The sequence below is a fragment of the Luteibacter sp. 1214 genome (assembly GCF_031455395.1).
GTDB classification, from domain to species: Bacteria; Pseudomonadota; Gammaproteobacteria; order Xanthomonadales; family Rhodanobacteraceae; genus Luteibacter; species Luteibacter mycovicinus.
Genome location: NZ_JAVDSQ010000002.1, coordinates 165,689 through 186,778, shown reverse-complemented (window position 1 = coordinate 186,778; position 21,090 = coordinate 165,689). Strand labels below are relative to the sequence as shown.

The window sequence follows — 21,090 nt, the reverse complement described above, 5'->3', positions numbered from 1 at the left end:
CGAGCGACAGATTCGGAGCACAAAAGATTTCCACAAGAATCGGTTCGGATAATGACCCAGGGCACTTCTGCCCGGGTCAGATCCGAGCGATACCGCCGATGAAACCTTCCGCGCCACTGCGCCATGCGCAGCGACCCGTCCGCGTCATGACGCCGCCATCTCTATTGGCTCACGGGCTCGCCGCATGCTAGCCCTCGTTCGCATCGCCCTCTCGCGTCCATACACCTTCATCGTGCTGGCGCTGTTGATCCTCATCGCCGGTCCGCTGGCCGCCTTGCGCACGCCAACAGACATCTTTCCGAACATCGGTATCCCGGTCATCAGCGTCGTGTGGACCTATAACGGCCTGCCGCCGGACCAGATGTCGGGCCGCGTGATCTATTACTACGAACGCCAGTTGACCACCTCGGTCAACGACATCGAGCACATCGAGTCGCAGTCGTTGCCGGGCGTTGGCATTGTCAAGATTTTCTTCCAGCCGGGCGTGGACATTCGCACAGCCACGGCTCAGGTGACCTCCATCTCGCAAACGGTGGTCAAGCAGATGCCGCCAGGCATCACACCGCCGCTCATCCTCAATTACAACGCCTCGACGGTGCCGGTGCTGCAGATGGCCCTGTCGAGCCCGGTCTTGTCGGAAGCCACCATCCGCGACATCGCGCAGAACTTCATGCGCCCGACGCTGATTTCAGTGCCTGGTGTGGCCATACCGACGCCGTACGGCGGCAAACAAAAGCAAGTAACGCTGGACTTGAATCCGCGCTCCCTGGCCGCGAAGGGACTTTCAGCGCAAGACGTGGGCAACGCGTTGGCTGCACAGAACCAGATTATTCCCGTGGGCACGGCCAAGATTGGGACTTACGAGTATCACGTCCAACTCAACAACAGCCCAACGGCCATCGATGAGCTGAACAACCTGCCCATCAAGACCGTCAACGGCGCGACGATCACCATCGGCGATGTGGCCCATGTGCGCGACGGTGCGCCGCCGCAAAACAATGTGGTCCGCGTGGACGGCAAACGCGCCGTGCTGATGCCCGCGTTGAAGAACGGCAACGCGTCGACCCTGGACGTGGTGGCCGGCATCAAGAAGCTGTTGCCGCTCATTGCCGAGACCCAACCCAAGTCGCTGCAGATGCATCTGCTGAGCGATCAGTCCATCTTTGTCAAAGCCGCCGTGGCCTCGGTGGCTCGCGAGGGCGTCATCGCAGCTCTTCTGACTTCCGTGATGATTCTGCTGTTCCTCGGCAGCTGGCGCTCGACGGTCATCATCGCGTTGTCCATCCCGCTGTCCATCCTGTCGGCCATTGCCTTGCTGTCGCTGTTCGGACAGACCTTGAATGTGATGACCCTGGGCGGCCTGGCGTTGGCGGTGGGCATTCTGGTCGACGACGCCACGGTGACCATCGAGAACATCAACTGGCATCTGGAGCAAGGCAAGGGCGTGATGGACGCCATCATGGACGGCGCCAGGCAGATCGTGACGCCGGCCTTCGTGTCGCTGCTGTGCATCTGCATCGTCTTCGTGCCGATGTTCATGCTCGACGGTATCGCCGGCTTCCTGTTCCGCCCGATGGCCCTGGCGGTGATCTTCGCCATGGTGTCCTCCTTCATGCTGTCCCGCACGCTGGTGCCGACGCTCGCGATGTTCTTGCTCAAGCCTCACCATGTGGAAGGCGGCGAGGGTGCGCATCCCGAGGACGCCTATCTCAATCATCACGAGGGCGATCAGCACGGTCGCAAGCGCCGCAGTGCCGTAGTGCGCGGGCTGCTGCGGTTTCAGATGGGCTTTGAGCAGCGCTTCACGCAGGTCCGCGACGGCTACTACGGCTTGCTGGCGGTGGCTCTCGACAGCCGGAAGCGCTTTGTCGTCGGCTTCCTCGGGTTCGTCGTGGTGTCCTTTGCGCTGATTCCTGCATTGGGTCGGGATTTCTTCCCGACCGTGGATTCGGAATCGATCTCGATGCATGTGCGCGCGCCCATGGGCACCCGGGTCGAAGAGACGGCGGCCGAGTTCGATCACATCGAACGCGCCATCCGCGCCGTCATTCCGCCCGATCAGCTCGACACCATCATCGACAACATCGGCCTTCCGCTGAGCGGCGTGAACCTGGTTTACAGCAGCAGCGGTACCATCGGCTCGCAGGACGGCGATATCCAGATCGCCTTGAAGGAAGGCCATCGGCCGGCGGCCGATTTCATGAAGCAATTGCGCGAAAAGCTTCCGCGCGAATTCCCCGGCACCCAGTTCGCGTTCCTGCCGGCCGACATGACCAGTCAGATCCTTAACTTTGGTTCGCCCTCGCCGCTGGATGTCTCCATCGCCGGACGTGATCGCGTGGCCAACGAAGCCTACTCAGAAAGAATTATGAAGGAGCTGCGCAAGGTGGATGGCATCGTCGATGTCCGCTTGCAGCAAAGCTCGAGCTACCCGCAGTTGAACGTCAAAGTGGACCGGGTACGGGCGGATGGGTTCGGCATCACCGAGCGGGATGTCACCAATAGCATGGTGGCGTCTCTGGCAGGCAGCTCGCAGGTCGCCCCGGCCTTCTGGCTCAATCCGAAAAACGGCGTGTCCTACGCCATCGTCGCCTCGACGCCGCAATACCTCATGGATTCCATGTCCGATCTGAAGGCGCTGCCGGTGACCTCCTCGGGCAACGGTGCCACGCAAATTCTGGGTGGTCTGGCTAGCTTCACCCGCGGGCCCAGCGATGCGGTGGTCTCTCACTACAACATCATGCCGTCGTACGACATCTATGCCTCGATTCAAGGCCGGGATTTGGGGGGCGTGGCCAGTGATGTGGAAAAGGTTCTGGCGCAGTTTGCAAGTCAACGGCCAAAGGGCACCCTGGTCAGCCTGCACGGGCAGGTCGGCACGATGAACGAAGCCTTCAGCGGTCTGTTGTTCGGTCTGGTCGGGGCTGTGGTCCTCATCTACCTGCTCATCGTGGTCAATTTCCAATCGTGGATGGACCCGTTCGTCATCATCACCGCCCTCCCGGCAGCGCTTGCCGGCATCGTCTGGATGCTGTTTCTCACGCACACCAGTTTGTCCGTGCCCGCGCTCACCGGGGCCATCATGTGCATGGGCGTGGCCACTGCGAACGCGATCCTGGTGGTGACCTTCTGCCGCGAGCGGCTGGCCGAGCATGGGGACCCGGTCAAGGCGGCGCTCGAGGCCGGTTTTACCCGCTTCCGTCCGGTGTGCATGACGGCGCTGGCGATGATCATCGGCATGCTGCCCATGGCGCTCAGCCAGGAACAGAACTCCCCGCTGGGTCGCGCGGTCATCGGCGGCCTCATGTTCGCCACGCTTGCCACCTTGCTGTTTGTGCCGGTCATCTTCGCGATCGTCCACGGCCGGCCTGCTCCCGCCCCTTCCAAACAGCCGCTTATCGGAGATCACTCCCATGTCGCATGAAGCCACCGCCGCGATACCCGGGCGGCCTCCCCGTGTCCGTTTGATTCTGGCCATCGGCTTAGGCCTGGCCTCCGTTGGGGTGATTGCGGGTCTGTCTCTGCGGTCCGTGGAGTCCCACGAGCTGACGACGTGGACCCAGGCGCAACTTACGCCGAGCGTGCAGGTCATTTCTGCCTCTGCGCTCAGCGCCAACCAGGGTCTGACGCTGCCGGGTCACCTCGATGCATGGATTGCCACCCCCATCCACGCACGGGTCGGAGGGTATCTGAAGCAGTGGAATGTCGACATCGGCGAAAAAGTCAAAGCCGGCCAGGTTCTGGCGCTCATCGACACGCCGGAACTGGATCAGCAGTTCGAACAGGCCAAAGCCGAACTGGTGCGCGCCCAGGCCAATGTGCGCCTGGCCGACACCACCGCCAGGCGCTGGCAGAACCTGCTCGCGTCGCATTCGGTGTCCAAGCAGGAGTCGGATGAAAAGTCGAGCGAAGCGGAGACGGCGCGCGCCAATCAGCTGGGCGCCCAGGCCGATGTAGACCGCCTGGCCGCGTTGGAATCATTCAAACGCATCGTCGCGCCGTTCGACGGGACGGTGACGGCGCGTAACACGGACATCGGCGACCTTATCACGGCGAACACCAGCGGGGGCGAGCCGCTCTTTTCCATTGCCGATACCAGCAAAATGCGCCTGTACACGCAGGTGCCGCAAAGTTACGCGTCCTCCATCGTCCCCGGAATGAAGGTGAAGTTGCTCGTGCTGGGCCATGGCGGCGAGACGGTCGACGGCACGCTCATCGGGACGTCCAGGGCCATCAACCGGGCCTCCGGCACGTTGCTGGCGCAGTTCAAGGTCGACAATCCGCGCCAGGATCTGTTGCCGGGCGACTTTGCCGAGGTGCAGCTCTCCACACACGCCGACGCCCACACGGTGACCGTTCCGGCCACGACCCTCCTGTTTCGCGCGCAGGGGCCGCAGATCGCGGTGCTCGGCAAGGACCACCATGTGGTGCTGCGCGATGTACACATCGCGATGGACCTGGGCGACAAGCTGGAGATCGACCAGGGCCTTCAGCCGGACGACCGCATCATCGATCATCCTACCGATTCGCTGAGCCAAGGCGATCTGGTCCAGTTGGCCCCCGCTGCCACCGACGAGAGCCACCATGCCAAGAAAGCATGATCTTGCCATCCGTGGGGGAGCATTGGTCTTTTTCATGGCGCTGGGCGGCTGCTCGCTGGCGCCGGACTACGTGAAGCCCAACGCCGGTGCCCTGCCGGAGGCCTTTAAGGGCGCCGCTAATCCCGAAGGTTGGACGCAGGCCGACCCCAAAGATGCTGTCGCGCGCGGTCCGTGGTGGAAAGTGTACGGCGATCCCACTCTCGATGGCCTCGAATCCAAACTGGACGCCAACAACCCCGACATCGGCGTAGCTCTGGCTCGTCTGGATGCGTCGCGGGCCTATCTCCAGGAGCTTGGGGCGCAACAGTCTCCCCACGCAAGCATCGACGCCTCGCCGACCAACGCGCGGCAGTCCGATAACCGGCCGCTTCGGGGCTCCAACCAGCCCAACGAATACGACACGCGGACGGTCGCCTTCAGTGCCAGCTACGAGCTGGATCTATGGGGCCGGATTCGCAATGAAGTGGCCGAAGGCAAGGCGCGTAGCGTTGCGGCGGAGGCGGACCTGGCCTCCGCCCGCCTGAGCCTCCAGGGGCGCCTTGCGGACTTGTACATCGCACTGCGGGGGGATGATGTGGAGCTGCGCATCGTCCAGGACTCGTTGGCCGCGTTCGGCAAGGGCCAGTCGATCACGCAAAAGCGCATGGATGGCGGTATTTCGTCGGGGCTGGATCTTGCCCGCGCGAACGCGCAATACGCCGATGCCCAGGCCCAGGAAACGGAGCTGCGTGTGCAGCGGGCACTCACCGAGCACGCCATCGCTGCGTTGGTCGGCGAATCCCCGTCGACCTTTTTCCTGCCCGCCCAGACCACGGCTCTGACCCTGCCACGCATTCCGCTGGGGGTGCCTTCGACCTTGTTGGAGCGCCGGCCTGATATCGCGGCCGCCGAACGGCGTGCGTTCGCGGCCAACGCTGGCATTGGCGTCGCGCGGGCGGCTTTTTATCCCACCATCAGCCTGGGAGCTGCGTTGGGTTGGCAGGACGTGGGGCACGGCAATCTCCTGGCGGCCAGCAACCAGTTCTGGAGCCTTGGCCCGTTGGTCTCTCTCAATCTATTGGACGGCGGCGCGCGGCGCGGCCGCGAGGCGGAAGCCAAAGCTGAGTTTGTTGCGGCCTCAGCGCAGTACCGCGGCCTGGTGCTGCACGCGTTCCAGCAAGTCGAAGACAACCTGTCCTTGCTTCAGGAGCTAGGCCGGGAAGGCCAGCAGGAGACGGCAGCGGCCGACGCCGCCAAGCAGTCCGAGACCTTGGCGACCAACCGATACAACGAGGGCGTCGTCAGCTATCTGGAGGTAGTCACGGCGCAGACCGCGGCGCTCAAGGCCGAACGCACAGCCGAGCTGGTACGCACGCGGCAGCTCCAGGCAAGCGTGGATCTCATCCGCGCCCTGGGTGGCGGATGGCATACCGCTGCTCAAGACCAGCCTCAGGTGAGCTCACGCTGATCCGAGGCTTTTCCACCACCGTAGAGCGTGAGCTCGCGAGAAACTCATGCGTAGCCCGTAAGAGGGAGATATACCCCGTGCGATTCAAACTAACGACCAGGCGAACCGCTATCGCGCTGTTCCTTGCGACGAGTGGCTTGACCGGCTGTGCCGCAGTCACCGAAACGGGCACCGTCAAGGCGAATGACACCTACGATTTGTGGGACAAACGGATGGATCATATTCCGTTCGTTATTCACGACGCCAACGGCAATGCAGCCGCGTTTGACAGTCGAGGCGATGTTTTCAACGAGCCCGTAGCCGATGTCGAAGCGGAACGCGGGCGCCGCGTGGAGATCTGGGTCGGTCACTTCAGCGGACCAGTGAAGACCTTGTGTGCGGGCGCCCCTGCTTCGGTGCCGAACGACAAGGGCCCGACAGTTGTGTCCGCGCTGTGCGATCGCGATCGCTCCGTCGTGTCATTCAGCGATCGAGCGCGGGAGCGTGTGATTGCCGCGCGTCCGGGTTACATCGCCCGTACGCGAAAACTGCTGCTCGATGGCATTTGGGAAAGCGTTGCGCAAGAGCCAGATCCGCTGCCCTACTGACGCGGACGCCGCAGGCCACGTCCCCCCAGACCGGCGTAGCGCGCCGGTTTCGCGGTCAAGCGCCCCACGAGAAGGATATTGGGTGGCAAGAGACCTTCTCGAATAACGGATCTTCCGCCTCATTTGGTGATGCGCAGCACATATCTCGCGCGCTTCTACACCCGTACGGGGGAGGCGATGTCGTGGCTGGGGATGAAGAATCGCACTCATCAACCGGAGAGACCGACATGTACAGAACGCTTTCCCGCCTGGGCGCGGCTATGCCACTTCTTCTTGCCTCCATGACCGCTTCGGCGACGGGCGGCCTCTGCTTCTATGCCGACTACAACTATCAGGGGGCGGAGTGGTGCCCGACGACGCTCGAGGGTTATGTCACCGGCGCCGTGGTTGACAAGATCTCAGCCGTACGCGTCCCGGACGGGTCGAAGGTAACGCTTTACCAGCACCCCGACTTCACAGGGAAGGTGCTGGAAGTTACGGCGGATACGCCCAACCTGAGCAACGTCGCTTTCAACAACCTCGCGTCGTCCTTTCGGGTCGATGGCGCGACAGCGGCACCCGCTCCCACGACATCCGGCACGTGTTTCTACGAGAACTACCAGTACCAGGGCGCGTCGTTCTGCACCGATGCCGCCACCGGCGACATCGTGTCAGGCCCGGTCGTCGACAAGATTTCGTCTGTGCGCATCCCGGCAGGTTCGCGAGTGATGCTCTATCAGCACCCGGGACGTGGCGGCCTCGCGCTGGAAATCACGGCCGATGCACCGAACCTCACGGACCTGCAGTTCAACAACCTCACCTCGTCGTTCGACGTGCTCCCGCTGGTGACGCCCCCGACGCCGACGCCGACGCCGGCCCGCAAGGTGCTCTTCGTAGGCAACAGCTTTACGCACGGCGAGTTCGAGCCGGCCTACCACTTCAACGCGGCTAACGTGACCGACCTCAACGGTTCCGGCATGGGCGGCGTCCCCGGTATCTTCAAGCAGATGACCGTCGACGCTGGCCTGTCCTATGACGTGAGCATCGAGGCGGTGAGCGGTCAGACCCTTGCGTACCATTACCAGAACAGGCTGCCGCTCATCGGCTCGAAAGCGTGGGACGTGGTGGTGCTGCAGGAGTACAGCACGCTCAATCCATCGGCGCCGCTCAACCCCGCGAGTTTCCTGAAGTACTCGGCGCTGCTGGAAGGCTACGTGCATGCCGTCGGCCCCCATCCGAACCCCGCGGCGTCGGTCTACGTGCTGGAAAACTGGGCGCGCGCCGACCAGCTCTACGCCGCGGGTGGCGTCTGGAAGGGCAAGACCCTCGAGCAGGCAGTCGCCTTGCTGCATGACAACTACCAGATGGCACTGGATACGAACGCCGGGCTCGCCGGCATGCTGCCCGTCGGTGATGGGTTCGTCGCCGCGGTTTCCCAGGGCGTCGCCGACCGTAATCCATACGATGGTATCGACGAGGGCAAGGTCGATCCGTGGAATGTCGACGGTTACCACGCCAGCGCTTTCAGCAGCACCATGGAGGCCTTCATCGCCTTCGGTCGGATCACCGGACGCGATCCGCGCAGCCTTGGCTCGAACGACGCCGCGGCGGCGGGCATGGGACTCACCCCTGCGCAGGCCACGGCCGCGGAGTTCCTTGCCTGGCAGGTGCTTGCACAGAACCCGGTGAAGTCCCTGTAACTTCCTGCGCCGGCTGGTCCGGCCACAGGCGAGGCCAAACGCACCGTGCCGCAAGGTACGGTGCGTTTTTTGTCTATGGACGTCTGGGTGTCCAAGCGCGCAGGCGGCGTCGGCCTCGCACTGCCAGCCCGTTGCTTCCGCTCGGTGCCGCCATACCCCTGCCTTCGGGCTCTGTACGCCCGTGCGGCCGGCGGCTGCCTCGAAGCTCCGCTTACACGCGCTCAGGTGGCGTGAGCAAGGACCATGCAATTTTTCCCGCTTTGGTCACGAACCGAGGGACACGCTGGAGCATTAACCCCCCGGAGTCTCCCATGCTCGCGACCACCTATCGCCGCCCTTACCGTGTGGCCGCGCGGCAAGTTCCCGATCCTGTGATCGAACACCCGTTCGACGCCATCGTCCGCGTCACACGGACCTGCATCTGCGGGTCGGACCTGCACCTCTACCATGGCCTCGTCCCGGATACGCGCGTGGGTTCGGTATTCGGGCACGAGTTCACGGGTGAGGTCGTCGAGGTGGGAAATGGCGTCGAACGACTGAAGGTCGGTGACCGCGTACTCGTCCCGTTCAACATCTTTTGCGGTACGTGCTACTTCTGCCAGCGGGAGCTCTACAGCAACTGCCACAACGTGAACCCGTCGGCGACCGCAGTGGGTGGAATCTACGGTTATTCAAATACCACGGGTGGCTACGCCGGCGGGCAGGCCGAATATGTGCGCGTGCCCTTCGCCGACATCGGGCCAACCGTCATTCCCGACGATATCGACATCGAAGACGCCGTGCTGCTTACCGACGTGGTGCCCACGGGCTACCAGGCCGCCGAGATGGGCGACATCAAGGAAAACGACACCGTTGTCGTCTTCGGTGCCGGTCCGGTTGGCATCATGGCCGCCCGGTCCGCGTGGCTGATGGGGGCGGGGCGGGTCATCGTCGTGGACCACGTCGACTACCGGCTCGACTTCGTCCGTGCGTATGGCCCGGCCGAGACCGTTGATTTTCGGGAAGTGGGCGACATGGCCATCCATATCAAGAAAATGACCGACGGGCTCGGTGCGGATGTGTGCATCGATGCGGTGGGATGCGAGGCGGCAGGCAGCGCTCTTCAACAGCTGACCGGTGTCACGATGAAGCTCCAGGCGGGAGCGGCCACGGTGCTGCACTGGGCCATCAACTCGGTGCGAAAGGGCGGCAACGTGTCCATTGTCGGCGTGTACGGTCCGACGTTCAACGCCGTGCCCATCGGCAATGCGGTCAACAAGGGGCTGACCTTGCGAATGAATCAGGCAAGCGTCAAGCGTCATCTTCCGCGCCTCATCGAGCACGTCCGCGCTGGCCGGCTCAACCCCAAGGCCATCATTACCCATCGCGTTCCGCTCGAAGAGGTCAGTGATGCGTACGAGATGTTCTCAGGCAAGAAAGACGGCTGCATCAAGGCCGTATTGATCCCGCCGACGGCAACGGGGTCGTCCGTCAAGACTCCGAACCCTTCCATCGTCCCCGGAGAGCCGGCATGAACCAGCCCATTGACCGCAGCACCATCCCCGGTTGGGGCGCCGACCTTGACCGTGCGAACCGTCCGGCGGTGCCGATGGAGCGCACGCCGCCACGGCTGGAAGGCGTGCACTGGACGACGCCGCCTGCGCAGGAGAGCGCGGTCGAAATATTGCAATCGACTGAGCACTTCGTTCGGCCGCCGGTGTTCGGCACGACTGTTCCGCCGCGCGGAATCAGCGGGTGGATACGCCGCAGGGCTTTCCGCCACAGTGAGAACGACCTCCGCCACTGGCTGATGCTGCTTGCGGCCGATCGGGTCGACGCTGCCGAGGGGATGGTCGCGGACGTCGCGATCAAGCCAGGACTGCGCGCCGTAGCTCTCGGGAGCGGTGCAGCTCTGCTTGCGGTATGGCTGATTCGCAGAAACAGCCGATAGCCCGCCCGGTCAGGTCATGCGTAGTCCGGTCGGCGACGCGGCCAATGTCGACATCCGCGACCAAAACCCGGGACTGACGTTCATCGGGAGGCCGTTGCCGCTACCGAAGGCTTTCCGTTTTCGTGCGGATAATGGAGATGGATGATCCGATCAGCCGAGTCTATGGTTTCCGGGCGGTGCGCCACCATGAGCCTGGTCATCGGCAAGCCAGCGATGTGTCGTCCGATCAGCCGCTCGTTGACGACGTCCAGGTGGCTGGTTGCCTCATCGAGCAGCAGCAGCTGTGGATTCCGGTAGATGGCGCGCGCGAGCAGAATGCGCTGCTCCTGACCTGCGGATAAGGCCGAGCCCATATCGCCAACCAGTGTCTTATAGCCCATCGGGAAGCTCATGACTTCCCCATCCACGGCTGCGAGATGCGCCGCGCGCGACACCCTGGCGCTATCCATGGCGGGGTCGAAAAAGCAGATGTTTTCCTCGATCGACCCTGAGAAGAGGCGGTCGCTCTGCAGGACCGTACCGCAGATTGCGCGGAAAGCGGCGCGCCCGATCATCGTGACATCGACGCCGTCATAGAGGATGCGACCCTCGGTAGGCTCGAGGAAGCCAAGAATGAGCTTGATTAGCGTTGTCTTTCCGACCCCCGAAGGGCCGGCCAGCGCTACCGACTCACCGGGCAGGATCGTCTCGTCGAAGTGCCGAATTATCCACGGCTCATCCGACGCGTAACGGAATCCGATATTTTCGAAGCGAAGGGTGCCGATGGATGCAGGCAGCGCACCCTCGCCGAGCTCCTCCTGGGGCTGATCCGTGATGTCGCGGAGTCGGTCGACATGCAGATCGAGCAAGCGCAGTTCGATGATGTTATCGACGAGGGCGGCGCCCTTTAGAAGAAACATTTCGACGTAGGCGATGGCGGCGACAAAAGCTCCAACGGTGAAATGACCATCCAGTACCTGCCTTGCGCCAAGAGCGACGATGCCGATACGGCAGAGCCCCATGATGGAGTCGTTCGCGGATCTCGCTATCGAACTGAGGTACTTCACGCGGATCAGTTTGTTGAGCGTAAGGGTGAACAGCGAGGTGAAGCGGTTCGTTCGACCTTCGTGGTCGTTGAACAGCTTGACCGTGGCGATGCCCCTCACGGATTCGATCATGAGACTTTCCTGCCGCGCGCTGGCATTGAGCTGATCCTGATTGGCGAGCATCAGCGGTGTGTAGACGTAGAGCCTGATCGCCCCGTAGAAAGCCAGGGTCACCAGCGCGATCAGCGCGAACTTCAACGAATAGCCCGCGATCAACACCAGGGCGATGAGGGAAGTCCCACCATCGATGAGCGAAGACACGATATTGGTCGAAAGGATCGACTGGATGGACTGGATCGAGAGGTATCTCGACAGCACGTCTCCTATGTTCCGCTTTTCGAAGTAGGCCAGCGGAAGCCGGAGAAGATGCCGGAAAACGTCCGCTCCCCATCGGCGAACGAACGCTGCACTCACCGAGGCGATCGACCAGTCACGGGCCAGGCTAAGCACGGACCGGATCAGGATGGCGAACGAAAACAGACCCGCTAGCAGATAGAGAAGATCGACATCCCGTCTTCCTATGGCACGCTCGATGACCCACTGAAGCAGTAATGGACCAACGAGCCCCAGTAGCTCGAGGCAAACCGCCAAACAGAGCAGTAGCAGGCCCGCTCCCACCAGGGAGCGCATGATGGTTCGGACCTGCGCGTTGAATCGTGGTTTTCGCGCGGGCACAATCGGCGTGAAATCCTGCCCTGGTTGGGCGTCGATCGCGTAGCCGGTGAAAAGACGCGCGAACTCCGTTTCGTTCAGCACGCATCGACCCTTCGCGGGGTCATGGATGACGTAACGGCCATCCTTGGCTGAGATGAACACCACGAAGTGATTGCTCCCCCAGTAGAGGATGGTCGGGCGGCCAAGGCGGGCGAGAATGCTCATCGGGCACTTGATCACGCGCGGATGCAAGCCGATCTCCGCCACGATCTCGGCGGTGCGGCGCAAGGACATGCCCGATAGTGAGGACGCGTAACGGGAACGCATCCAGCCCAGATCGATGCCATGCCCGTGGTAATGGGCAATCATGGCGACGCACGCGAGGCCGCACTCGGTCAGCTCGGCCTGGAGCACGATCGGAACACGCCGCTTCATGCTTCCACCGACGCGTAAGTGCGCAGCGGAACATTGCGGCGAATGGTATGCACAAGCTCCTTCAGCTTATCGATGCGCGTAGCGATGCCTTGGTCCTGCCGACCTTCCGCGAATGACGGCACGCCGCGGAAAGACCGGTAGCCGCTCCGTGCAGCGGCTACTTGCCAGGCGCTCGCTTCTCCGAGTGTTTCAAGACGGGCGCCCGCGCGAGCCACATACTCCGCATCGGACAGTCGCGTGGCGTAGTGGCGGGTTCGCTCAAGCAATGCGATGCCACGCTCTCGGTCCCCGCGTTGGAGGGCCAGCAGGCCACCGCGATACACAAGGCGAAGCACCACATGGTCGAGCATTCGTTCGGCGGCCTTGGGGGATGACTGCCGAAGCAGTTCCACAGCCAGACGGTCGACCGGTTCCGGCACGCCCTGACGCCACGACCACGCGGCGCGGTAGAACATGCCGGCCAGGCGGGTTCGCGCGTCCATGAACCAGGCTCGGTTGGACAATCCCGCGTTGACCATGTCGAAGTCGCCCGTGAGGGTGCCGGCGACGACCTGTTGCTCGGCGAGGAGTGGATGTTCCTTGCGGCCCAACTGGCGCTCTACGCGCCGGAAATGAGTGGCGAGTGCATCGCTCTGTGCCAGCGCGGCATAGAAATTTTCGCTGGCGTATACGCTTGCGGCGAACCGCCTGTCGGCGCCGTCGGAACCAAAGCGAGTCCCCGTCAGTGTGACCCGGCCGCACTCGGCGAGACGTCGCACGGCGGATAGTTTCCGTGCCGCGGCCCTCGCCTTACCGTCGATGCGGTCGAGTCGCGCGAGGTTCACCCAGGGCTGCATGGCCTCACCGGGAAACCCCTCCTGGACAGCATGTTCAATCTGTGCGGCGCATTCGTTCCGAGCCGCCTCCGTGCCGTCGATCAGCATGGTGATGAGCGAAAAATTGTTCTGGATCGAGGAGAATTCACCGAGGGAGCGCGTGCGATTTCGTGGCAATTGCTCGGTCTTGTAAATCAGTTCATCGAGCCATGCCGCGACAGGCTTGCGGGCGGTCCGCCCCGTATCCACCAGCGAATCGGTGGTGATGAGCTCCCTGAACATATCGTCCGGCGACATGGTGCTTATCCGAAAAGCGTCATGGGGGTGCGACGTACCGCGCGTCCGGCAGTAAGCGCCACGGCAGACAGGCTGACGGCCATCATTCCAAGCGCGGTCACCAGAACCAGTGCTGACGTGGGCGCCGCCAGACCGTAACGTTCCGAGAGATGGACGTGAAGGGAAATCGCCATGACGATGCCGAGGATCGCGCCACTACCTGAAACGATCAGGTTTTCGCAGGCGAAGAAGAAGACGATATCCCGCTTCATGGCACCAACGGCGCGCATCACTCCAATCTGCCTCTGACGCTTATTCACAAGGAAATGCGTGAGGCCAGCCAGTCCGCAGGCAAGCATGACGATAAGGACGATAATCACGGTCAGGAGCATGCGCGACACGGCCATATCGGAGGCGAAGTATTCCAGACGCTTCCCCGTGAGCGTGAAGACATCGGCCTGGACGTGGCCGGTATTATGCTGCTCCATAAGGGCAGCCGCGGCGGGTAGTGCCCGTCCGAGCGAGCCGTTCTTCGCGCGGATGGTGAATGCGCCACCGACATTTTCATTCTCGATACGAATCTCGCTGACGACACCCATGTCGTCGTTGTCGGCGCCGGTAAGCTGGGATCGAAGATATCGGACGATACCGATCACCCGCATGGGATTGCCATTGGTGTAGACGACCTTTCCGAGAGCATCCGAGTCGGGAAACAATCTTTGCGATAACTTCCGCGTGATGAGAACGGGAAGAACGCTGTTGTCGTCCAGTGTGCCGGCAGGTGGCGGATCATCCGAGGTGAACGTACGCCCGGCCACCACGTCGAGTCCGAGTGTCGCCGTGAGCCCCTGGCTCCCCTGAAAGAGGTAGGCACGGGTGGTAGCCGACCGAGCACCGGCATCACGGCGGACATCGATCGTGGAGGTGTTCATCAATGGCGGTGCGCCGTATGCCGCGGACCGAACGTCGGGGATCTCACGGAGGAGCTGGAGGTTCTGTGCCGCCGTTGACGGGTTAGCCGCGCCGACGACGCCTATGCTTCGGATGACACCGATGTTGGCTTCGTCGACGCCGGTCGGTGTCTGCCATCGCTGCTGCGTGGCGGCAACGACTGCCAGAGCGTTGACGATCAACGCGGTGAGTACCGCGATCTCCGCAAGCAGCATGAGATGTATGAACTTTTGCCGCCGCAGCATGGCCAGCACGGTCGGGACCATGATGAGAAATCGATTCATGCGGTTTTTATCAGTTGTGCCGGAGCGATGCGGGATGAGCGAACTGCCGGATACAAGCCCACGGCAAACATCACGACAATTGCCACCATGACCGATTGGGAAAGCGCCGCGAAGTCGATATGAATTCCTTCGACCAGCGATGGCGTCTGTTTCTGAATCATGCGGAAGCCGAGCCATGTCAGCGGCAACGACAGCACACCGCCAGCCAGGCCTGCGATGCCGGCTTCGAGGAAGCACTGCATGAAGATGTCGTGTCGCGTGGCGCCCAGCGCGCGGCGTATCGCAAGCTCGGAGCCGTAGCGCGAGAACTTGGCTACGAGAAGGCCGACGGCGCTCATCATGCAGACGACGAAGATGCCTGTTCCGATGACCGCTTGCATGCGCACGGCGGGCGGAACGACATTATTGATGGCTACCCAGTTGCGTACGTTCGATACGCGCGGACGAACGTCGAGCTGGAACCTTCCGGCATCGCGCTGTGTCCTGACGTACGCGCGCAGGGTATCGCTGAAGCGTGCAACCGCGTCCGCACTGGCCAGGTTGACCCAGTATTGCACCCACGTGCAGTTCGGAGCGGTCGGCTTCTCGCCAGTCTGGCCTGCCGAGGACCAGCATTTTACGGGTCCGAATCCATAGTCCTGAGGAAGGTCGAGCCACGTGGCGAACGGCATGTACAGGTCTTCGGCGTTGGCGAACGCGCCCGTGCCCAAATCGTAAAAGTGCGGTTTCGGATTCCAGTCGTCGACGACACCGATGACGCGGAAGCTGCGGGTGGCGATCTGCATCTCCCTGCCGACGCTGTTCTCACCTCCGAACATCCGATCGTTGGCCCGGCGTGACAGCACGACGACAGGCGTTCGCGACTGGTCCTCGGCCTCTGTCCAGCCGCGTCCCACGATGAAGTGAAGACCGAACAGCTCGAAAAAGCGCCAGGTGGTCGCACGCGTAGGCGTCATTCGAAGGGGGGACGCGTCGTCCCCGCGCTTCGAAGGCAGGCGATTCGTGCTCATGATCGCGCCAGGTGGCGCAGACGATAACCGGTAGAGCGCGTTCGCATCCTGCAGCGTCAGATCTGCCGGCATGGCTTTATCGCCTGCCACGATATCGGCTGGGCGCGGTTCTATCTGCGGATGAAACACCGATGTGCTGTAGCCGGGAAGCGGGTCGCCCCCCAGGCTCTCCACGAGCGCAACGGCGGAGAACGGAGCGCTGATGCCGATCGCGACTGCAAGCATCATGAAGACGGACATGAGTGGGTGCCTGCGGGTTCCGTGCCATGCGGACTCCACGTAATAACCTAACATGCTGCGCTCCTAATCTGGCTGCGCGAACGGTGCCGCCGAAGCGGCACCGCGAATTCAAGGGCACGTGGCCCCCGCCCTTGTCAGGAGCACGAATCCTTGTTGTGGCAGAAGACACCGGAGACCGCCTCGGTGCTGAGTCCGATGGACGACTGGATGCCGCCACTCAGGTGTTCCGCCTTGGTGGAGTCCACGATATCGAAGAGCCCATCTTCGTCATAAACGAACAGCTTGTTCTCAGTGCTCATGTCGTTTCCTTACTTACAGTTCTTGTCATTGGTGCATGCAAATCCAGACACGACGAGGCCTTCGCCGACGTTTGCCATGGATCCCTGGATGCCGCCCGTCAGATCGAACGGGGCCGCGTCGCCCTGGATGTCGAAGAGGCCATCTTCGTCGTAGACGAACACGATGTCGTGTCCGGTGGTTCCGTTACTCATGGTCCATTCTCCAGTTGTACTCAACGAGGTAGGCGCGGGTCCTGGCGCCTGAGTTTTCATCCGTGAAAAGCGGCGGCTTCATCCGTACGAATGTGCTGGACAGCCCAGTTCGTCTGCGTTTCGGCTCAGGTGTCCGCGCAGCCAGAAATTCATACGCTCGTCGTCGATCTGAACGCGGCCATCGTCCAGGAGTCGGCCGACCACGTTGCCCTGACTATTGAGAGCGACGGTGCATTTCCCGAGTCTTCCATCGGCCCTGATCATGAGGTGGTTGGGCTTCGCGGCGTAGCAGCTGTAGCCGAACTCGTGGTCGTCCGCACCCGAAGGTGATGCATCTCCAGCGACTGGCAGGTCGGATTTGCGCTTGATATCGGTGACCTTGATCGCGCTCTCGAACAGGTTACCTACGCCGTTGGATACCTTGAAGCCCGCCCTGACGAGACGTTCCTCGATGACCAGCGAGATGCGGTGTGCCTCGTCCATGGAAATGGTCTGCATTTCCTTCTGATTCTCGTTCGTTCCCCCGAGATCCGAGATGTGGCGGACGTAGATACTGAACCTGGGGTCTCCGCCGAGTTCGACGGCGATCTTTTCGGTCAGTCGAAGCAGGCCCTGTTCGTTTCCCGGCATGATATGCAGGCGTACGATGATTTCGAAGTCGAGGTCGGACGTGTGTGCCGCGGTTAGATTCGCCCAGATCTCTTTGAAGGTGCCCGAGCCGTTCGCATACTGACGGGATCGGTTATGGGCTTCCTCATCGCCATCGAGGGATATCTGAAAGTTGCGTTGGCGACGCGATACCAGCAGTTGCAGCGTGGCGGGGTCGAGGAGAAACGCATTGGTCGTCAGGCCGCCTTCGAACTCCTCGAGTTCACCGCGTTCGTAGAAACCGTGTGCGTACGCGGCAATATCGTGGACGATATCTTTGGCCACGAGGGGTTCTCCGCCGAACCACTCGAACTGCAGTGATCGAAGACCACCCTGCTCGACGCGTCGTCTGATCAGGCTCTTGATCGCATCGACTACCGGCGGTTTCATCTTGCCGATTGCAAAGTCTTCATAGCAATACGTACAGCGAAAATTGCAGCGCTCGGTCGGAAGAATGGTGAGGTGAAGGTGCCTATTTCCGTCGTGACGCATGACATCCCCTTGTCGTTTCAGTTCAACCTTTGAAATACGCGTACGCCACCGTCAGGCATGTGGCGATTGAGATGGCGCAGACGAGCACGATCCACCCTGCCGAAGGCGGGGGAGTCACGTCATTTGCGTCGTTAACGGAGCCCGCGTTGGGCCATTTCATGGCGATGCCATGCGGAGAGTGCGTGTTCAGTGCATCCGTGCCATCCGGTCCCCCGATCAGTCGAAGTAGTCCCTTGGCCTTCGATACCTGTAACGGCGTTCAGTGTCAAGCCAGTTATAGCGGGTGAAATGATGGACACGGCATGAATGTGATTGTCATGAGCCAGACAGGCGCATCCACCGCCGAAAATGAGCGGTGGCGATGTGTGCATCGGGTCGCGTTTGCTGGCCGGTCAGCGGCTTATGTTGCCGAAATCGTGCAATGCCTGAAACGACGCCTTCGTGGATGTCGTTGCGGAGGACGCGCTGTCGGAAGGCGCGGGGTCTCCCATCGCGAGCATCAGCCCCGCTGGAGGGCGGCCGATGGCAGGGTTGCCGTACGCACGCGGCTGGGAAAGGCGTGACGCACGATCCGCCAGATGACCTGACCGAACTGCTTAGGTAACGAGCCCGTGTTGTAGTGCTGGCCGTAACGGGCGCAGATCTGCTTCACCTCGACCGCCATCGCCGCGTAGCGATTGGCCGGCAGGTCCGGGTAGAAGTGATGCTCGATCTGATGGCTGAGGTTGCCCGACAGCACGTTGAGCAGCTTGCCGCCGGCGATGTTGGACGAGCCGCGCAGCTGGCGCAGGTACCAGTGGCCGCGCGTTTCGTCGCGAATGGTTTCCTTGGGGAACACTTCGGCATCGGCGGTGAAGTGGCCGCAGAAGATGATGACGAAGGTCCAGATGTTGCGCATGCCGTTGGCGACGAGGTTGCCCAGCAGCACGGGCAGGAAGAACGGGCCGGCCAGCAGCGGGAACACGATGTAGTCCTTGATCAGCTGACGCGCCATCTTGCGACCGACCGGACGGAAGTTGCGACGCAGTTCCGCTGTCTTCATCTTGCCCGCGAACCAGCGGCCGATGCGCAGATCCTGGATGGCCACACCCCACTGGAACAGCAGCATGAAGAACACCGCGATGACGGGCTGCATCAGATAGAACGGACGCCAGCGCTGCTCGGGGAAGATGCGCAGCAGGCCGTAGCCGATGTCGTCGTCCATGCCGCGCACGTTGGTGTACGTGTGGTGCTGGAAATTATGCGTTTTGCGCCAGGCATCGCCGGTGGCGACGATATCCCATTCATAGGTCTGGCCATGCAGCTTGGGGTCGCCCATCCAGTCGTACTGGCCGTGCATGACGTTGTGGCCGAGCTCCATGTTGTCGAGGATCTTCGACAGGGCGAGGCAGATCGTGCCGACGATCCAGGCGGGGACGAGCACGCTGTGCACGAAGGCGCCGAGGAAGAGCAGTGCGCGGCCGGTCACGCCGGTCCAGCGCACGGCGGCGACGATGCGGCGGATGTAGCGGGCGTCGCGCGCGCCGACGTCGGCAGCGACGCGGGCACGCAGGGCGTCGAGCTCGTCGCCGAAGGACTGCAGCTCGGCGGCGGAAAGAATGCGGTTCTTGATTCGGGCCATGTGTATTCCTTAGAGGTCCAGGACCAGATCGGTGCTCGGCGCACTGACGCACAGTCGTACCGGGGTCGACGGCTCGCTGTCGCGGTCGCCGGTCAGCGTGTGACGTACGGTGCCCGAGGCGCGGCCGCAGGCGCACGTGTTGCAGATGCCCATGCGGCAGCCATGACGCGGGCGAAGGCCCTGGGCTTCGAGACCTTCCAGCAACGAGGTGCCGCGGGCGAGGGTCAGCGTGCGCCCGCTGCGAGCGAGGTGTACCTGTACCTCGCCGGATTCGCCCTCGACGGTGGCCGGCGTGCTGAAGGCTTCCGCGTCGAAGTGCGCGACGTAGCCCTGAAGGCGCGCGCGTGCCGCCTCGACGAATCCGCCCGGGCCGCAGGCGAGCACACGGCGTGCCTGCAGGTCCTCGATCGACTCCAGCGACACGTCGTCGACGCGACGCTCGGGCTCGACCCCGGCACGCGTGAGCAAGGTGCGCACACGCAGCCGCGGGTGGGTAGCGGCCAGCTCGTCGAGTTCGTCCACGAAGCAAAGGTCGGCGCGATCGCGCGCCCAGTACAACAGGTCGACCTTGACCGGCATGCCGCGTGCGGCGAGCGAGCGCACCAGGGCACGCATCGGCGTGATGCCGCTGCCGGCAGCCAGCAGGAGCAGGTCGTCGGTGTCGGAAGGCAGGGTCATCTCGCCGAAGGCCTGACCGAGGGTCACCACGTCGCCTATCCGGGCGGCTTTCGCCAGATGACCGCTGACCACGCCGCCGGGCATCGCCTTGACGGTGATCGCCAGCGTGCCGTCGTCCAGTGGCGTCGGGCTGTAGCTGCGCACCAGCCGGCGACCCTCGATTTCCACGCCGATATTGACGTGCTGGCCGGGGAGCATGCCCTGCCAATGCCGATTGGGGCGGAGCACGAGGGTCACGGCGTCGCGGCTCGCCGCCGTGCGCGAGACCAGGCGCGCCAACGGCTGCTCCAGGGTCCACAACGGGTTGAGGCGGGTCGCCCAGAAGTCGAACAACGCCGGTGAGACGGCGCGGCGCACGGCGCGCTGGCGCCAGGAGGTTTTCGGAACGGGAATGGCGTTCATGGAGTCACTATACGCGCATCCGCACAGCTGTGTATACAGTTGTGCATTCACGACTGGGGGTATGATTCGGGCCTAGTCCGTTATCAGCGCCTCATGACCTCGATCATTCTCACCCCGTCCCCGGATTTCCCGACGCCTCCGCGCAAGGCGGGGATCGCCCGTGAGGACCTGCTGGCCGCCGCGCTCAAGCTGATCGGTCCCAACCGCAGCCTGTCCACGGTAAGCCTGCGCGAGGTGGCGCGCGAAGCCGGCATCGCGCCCAACAGCTTCTATCGTCAGTTCCGCGACATGGACGAGCTGGCCATCGCCCTGATCGACCTGGCGGGGCGCTCGCTGCGCATCATCATCGGCTCGGCGCGGGAGCGTGCTACCTCGACCGATCGCAGCGTGATCCGTGTTTCGGTCGAGACCTTCATGGAGCAGCTGCGCGCGGACGACAAACTCCTGCATGTGCTGCTGCGCGAAGGCGCGGTAGGGTCGGACGCTTTCAAGCAGGCGGTCGAGCGCGAGCTGATGTACTTCGAGGACGAGCTCCGCGTCGACCTGATCCGCCTCGCCGCCGCCGAGCGCGCGACGCTGCACGAACCGGCGCTGGTCTCCAAGGCAATCACCCGCCTCGTTTTCGCGATGGGCGCCAGCGCCATGGATCAGCCGCCTGAGCGCGACCCCGAGGTGATCGAGCAGATCTCGACGATGTTGCGGATGATCATCACCGGATCCCGCGTGCTGGAGCAGTCCAAAGGCTGACTCCGGGCGCTATAGTC

17 protein-coding genes are annotated in these 21,090 nt (G+C 62.8%); 8 read left to right on the top strand and 9 right to left on the bottom strand.

Annotation, left to right across the window (positions count from 1 at the left end):
• Positions 1–184 precede the first annotated feature (184 nt).
• From J2X57_RS05425 to J2X57_RS05395, 7 genes are all read left to right on the top strand, one after another.
• Positions 185–3,424 (top strand): efflux RND transporter permease subunit, encoded by a 3,240-nt coding sequence (locus tag J2X57_RS05425; protein ID WP_309864721.1) that lies wholly within the window; start codon positions 185–187, stop codon positions 3,422–3,424.
• Entirely contained in the window at positions 3,414–4,601 is a 1,188-nt protein-coding gene (locus J2X57_RS05420) for an efflux RND transporter periplasmic adaptor subunit (RefSeq protein ID WP_036110262.1), read from the top strand. The genes J2X57_RS05425 and J2X57_RS05420 overlap by 11 nt, the downstream gene beginning before the upstream one ends.
• The gene (locus tag J2X57_RS05415) at positions 4,585–6,048 is read left to right on the top strand and encodes an efflux transporter outer membrane subunit (RefSeq protein ID WP_309864719.1); all 1,464 of its coding nucleotides are present in this window, start codon (positions 4,585–4,587) and stop codon (positions 6,046–6,048) included. Before J2X57_RS05420 ends, J2X57_RS05415 begins: the two co-directional genes overlap by 17 nt.
• 77 nt (positions 6,049–6,125) lie before the next feature.
• Positions 6,126–6,635, top strand: coding sequence for a hypothetical protein (locus tag J2X57_RS05410; RefSeq protein ID WP_156128570.1), 510 nt, complete (start codon positions 6,126–6,128; stop codon positions 6,633–6,635).
• A gap of 227 nt (positions 6,636–6,862) precedes the next feature.
• Positions 6,863–8,314: a peptidase inhibitor family I36 protein gene (locus J2X57_RS05405; RefSeq protein WP_309864716.1), complete on the top strand. Its 1,452-nt coding sequence runs from the start codon at positions 6,863–6,865 to the stop codon at positions 8,312–8,314.
• Between the two features lie 311 nt (positions 8,315–8,625).
• Positions 8,626–9,828 (top strand): zinc-dependent alcohol dehydrogenase, encoded by a 1,203-nt coding sequence (locus J2X57_RS05400; RefSeq protein ID WP_309864714.1) that lies wholly within the window; start codon positions 8,626–8,628, stop codon positions 9,826–9,828.
• A complete protein-coding gene (locus J2X57_RS05395) occupies positions 9,825–10,244 on the top strand; it encodes a hypothetical protein (protein ID WP_309864713.1) in 420 nt (139 codons plus the stop codon). Before J2X57_RS05400 ends, J2X57_RS05395 begins: the two co-directional genes overlap by 4 nt.
• 80 nt (positions 10,245–10,324) lie before the next feature.
• Here J2X57_RS05395 and J2X57_RS05390 read toward each other — a convergent pair whose 3' ends face one another.
• The 9 genes from J2X57_RS05390 to J2X57_RS05350 form a co-directional block, all read right to left on the bottom strand.
• Positions 10,325–12,418 carry a peptidase domain-containing ABC transporter gene (locus tag J2X57_RS05390; RefSeq protein WP_309864711.1) on the bottom strand — a complete coding sequence of 698 codons (2,094 nt, stop codon included), beginning with the start codon at positions 12,416–12,418 and terminating at the stop codon, positions 10,325–10,327.
• A complete protein-coding gene (locus J2X57_RS05385; RefSeq protein WP_309864709.1) occupies positions 12,415–13,530 on the bottom strand; it encodes a hypothetical protein in 1,116 nt (371 codons plus the stop codon). The genes J2X57_RS05390 and J2X57_RS05385 overlap by 4 nt, the downstream gene beginning before the upstream one ends.
• Before the next feature lie 5 nt (positions 13,531–13,535).
• Positions 13,536–14,726, bottom strand: a complete 1,191-nt coding sequence (locus J2X57_RS05380; RefSeq protein WP_309864707.1) for an FtsX-like permease family protein — start codon at positions 14,724–14,726, stop codon at positions 13,536–13,538.
• 14 nt (positions 14,727–14,740) lie between these two features.
• Positions 14,741–15,994 (bottom strand): ABC transporter permease, encoded by a 1,254-nt coding sequence (locus J2X57_RS05375; RefSeq protein WP_051943290.1) that lies wholly within the window; start codon positions 15,992–15,994, stop codon positions 14,741–14,743.
• A 134-nt stretch (positions 15,995–16,128) separates the two neighbouring features.
• Positions 16,129–16,293 (bottom strand): hypothetical protein, encoded by a 165-nt coding sequence (locus J2X57_RS05370; RefSeq protein ID WP_156108680.1) that lies wholly within the window; start codon positions 16,291–16,293, stop codon positions 16,129–16,131.
• A gap of 9 nt (positions 16,294–16,302) precedes the next feature.
• On the bottom strand, positions 16,303–16,485 hold the full coding sequence (locus J2X57_RS05365) for a hypothetical protein (RefSeq protein ID WP_036110281.1): 183 nt from the start codon (positions 16,483–16,485) through the stop codon (positions 16,303–16,305).
• A gap of 78 nt (positions 16,486–16,563) precedes the next feature.
• Positions 16,564–17,625 carry a radical SAM protein gene (locus J2X57_RS05360; RefSeq protein WP_309864704.1) on the bottom strand — a complete coding sequence of 354 codons (1,062 nt, stop codon included), beginning with the start codon at positions 17,623–17,625 and terminating at the stop codon, positions 16,564–16,566.
• Positions 17,626–18,124: 499 nt separating this feature from the next.
• Positions 18,125–19,246, bottom strand: a complete 1,122-nt coding sequence (locus J2X57_RS05355) for an acyl-CoA desaturase (protein WP_043695888.1) — start codon at positions 19,244–19,246, stop codon at positions 18,125–18,127.
• A 9-nt stretch (positions 19,247–19,255) separates the two neighbouring features.
• Positions 19,256–20,326 carry a ferredoxin reductase gene (locus J2X57_RS05350; protein WP_309864702.1) on the bottom strand — a complete coding sequence of 357 codons (1,071 nt, stop codon included), beginning with the start codon at positions 20,324–20,326 and terminating at the stop codon, positions 19,256–19,258.
• A 93-nt stretch (positions 20,327–20,419) separates the two neighbouring features.
• Between J2X57_RS05350 and fabR the strand changes: the two genes are divergently transcribed.
• Positions 20,420–21,073 (top strand): HTH-type transcriptional repressor FabR, encoded by a 654-nt coding sequence (gene fabR, locus J2X57_RS05345; protein WP_036110292.1) that lies wholly within the window; start codon positions 20,420–20,422, stop codon positions 21,071–21,073.
• Positions 21,074–21,090 lie beyond the last annotated feature (17 nt).

Coding starts and splice junctions, on each gene's coding strand:
- J2X57_RS05425 (WP_309864721.1), top strand. CDS start 185: ATGCTAGCCCTCGTTCGCATCGCCCTCTCGCGTCCATACACCTTCATC.
- J2X57_RS05420 (WP_036110262.1), top strand. CDS start 3,414: ATGTCGCATGAAGCCACCGCCGCGATACCCGGGCGGCCTCCCCGTGTC.
- J2X57_RS05415 (WP_309864719.1), top strand. CDS start 4,585: ATGCCAAGAAAGCATGATCTTGCCATCCGTGGGGGAGCATTGGTCTTT.
- J2X57_RS05405 (WP_309864716.1), top strand. CDS start 6,863: ATGTACAGAACGCTTTCCCGCCTGGGCGCGGCTATGCCACTTCTTCTT.
- J2X57_RS05400 (WP_309864714.1), top strand. CDS start 8,626: ATGCTCGCGACCACCTATCGCCGCCCTTACCGTGTGGCCGCGCGGCAA.
- J2X57_RS05395 (WP_309864713.1), top strand. CDS start 9,825: ATGAACCAGCCCATTGACCGCAGCACCATCCCCGGTTGGGGCGCCGAC.
- J2X57_RS05390 (WP_309864711.1), bottom strand. CDS start 12,418: ATGAAGCGGCGTGTTCCGATCGTGCTCCAGGCCGAGCTGACCGAGTGC.
- J2X57_RS05385 (WP_309864709.1), bottom strand. CDS start 13,530: ATGTCGCCGGACGATATGTTCAGGGAGCTCATCACCACCGATTCGCTG.
- J2X57_RS05380 (WP_309864707.1), bottom strand. CDS start 14,726: ATGGTCCCGACCGTGCTGGCCATGCTGCGGCGGCAAAAGTTCATACAT.
- J2X57_RS05375 (WP_051943290.1), bottom strand. CDS start 15,994: ATGTCCGTCTTCATGATGCTTGCAGTCGCGATCGGCATCAGCGCTCCG.
- J2X57_RS05370 (WP_156108680.1), bottom strand. CDS start 16,293: ATGAGCACTGAGAACAAGCTGTTCGTTTATGACGAAGATGGGCTCTTC.
- J2X57_RS05365 (WP_036110281.1), bottom strand. CDS start 16,485: ATGAGTAACGGAACCACCGGACACGACATCGTGTTCGTCTACGACGAA.
- J2X57_RS05360 (WP_309864704.1), bottom strand. CDS start 17,625: ATGCGTCACGACGGAAATAGGCACCTTCACCTCACCATTCTTCCGACC.
- J2X57_RS05355 (WP_043695888.1), bottom strand. CDS start 19,246: ATGGCCCGAATCAAGAACCGCATTCTTTCCGCCGCCGAGCTGCAGTCC.
- J2X57_RS05350 (WP_309864702.1), bottom strand. CDS start 20,326: ATGAACGCCATTCCCGTTCCGAAAACCTCCTGGCGCCAGCGCGCCGTG.
- fabR (WP_036110292.1), top strand. CDS start 20,420: ATGACCTCGATCATTCTCACCCCGTCCCCGGATTTCCCGACGCCTCCG.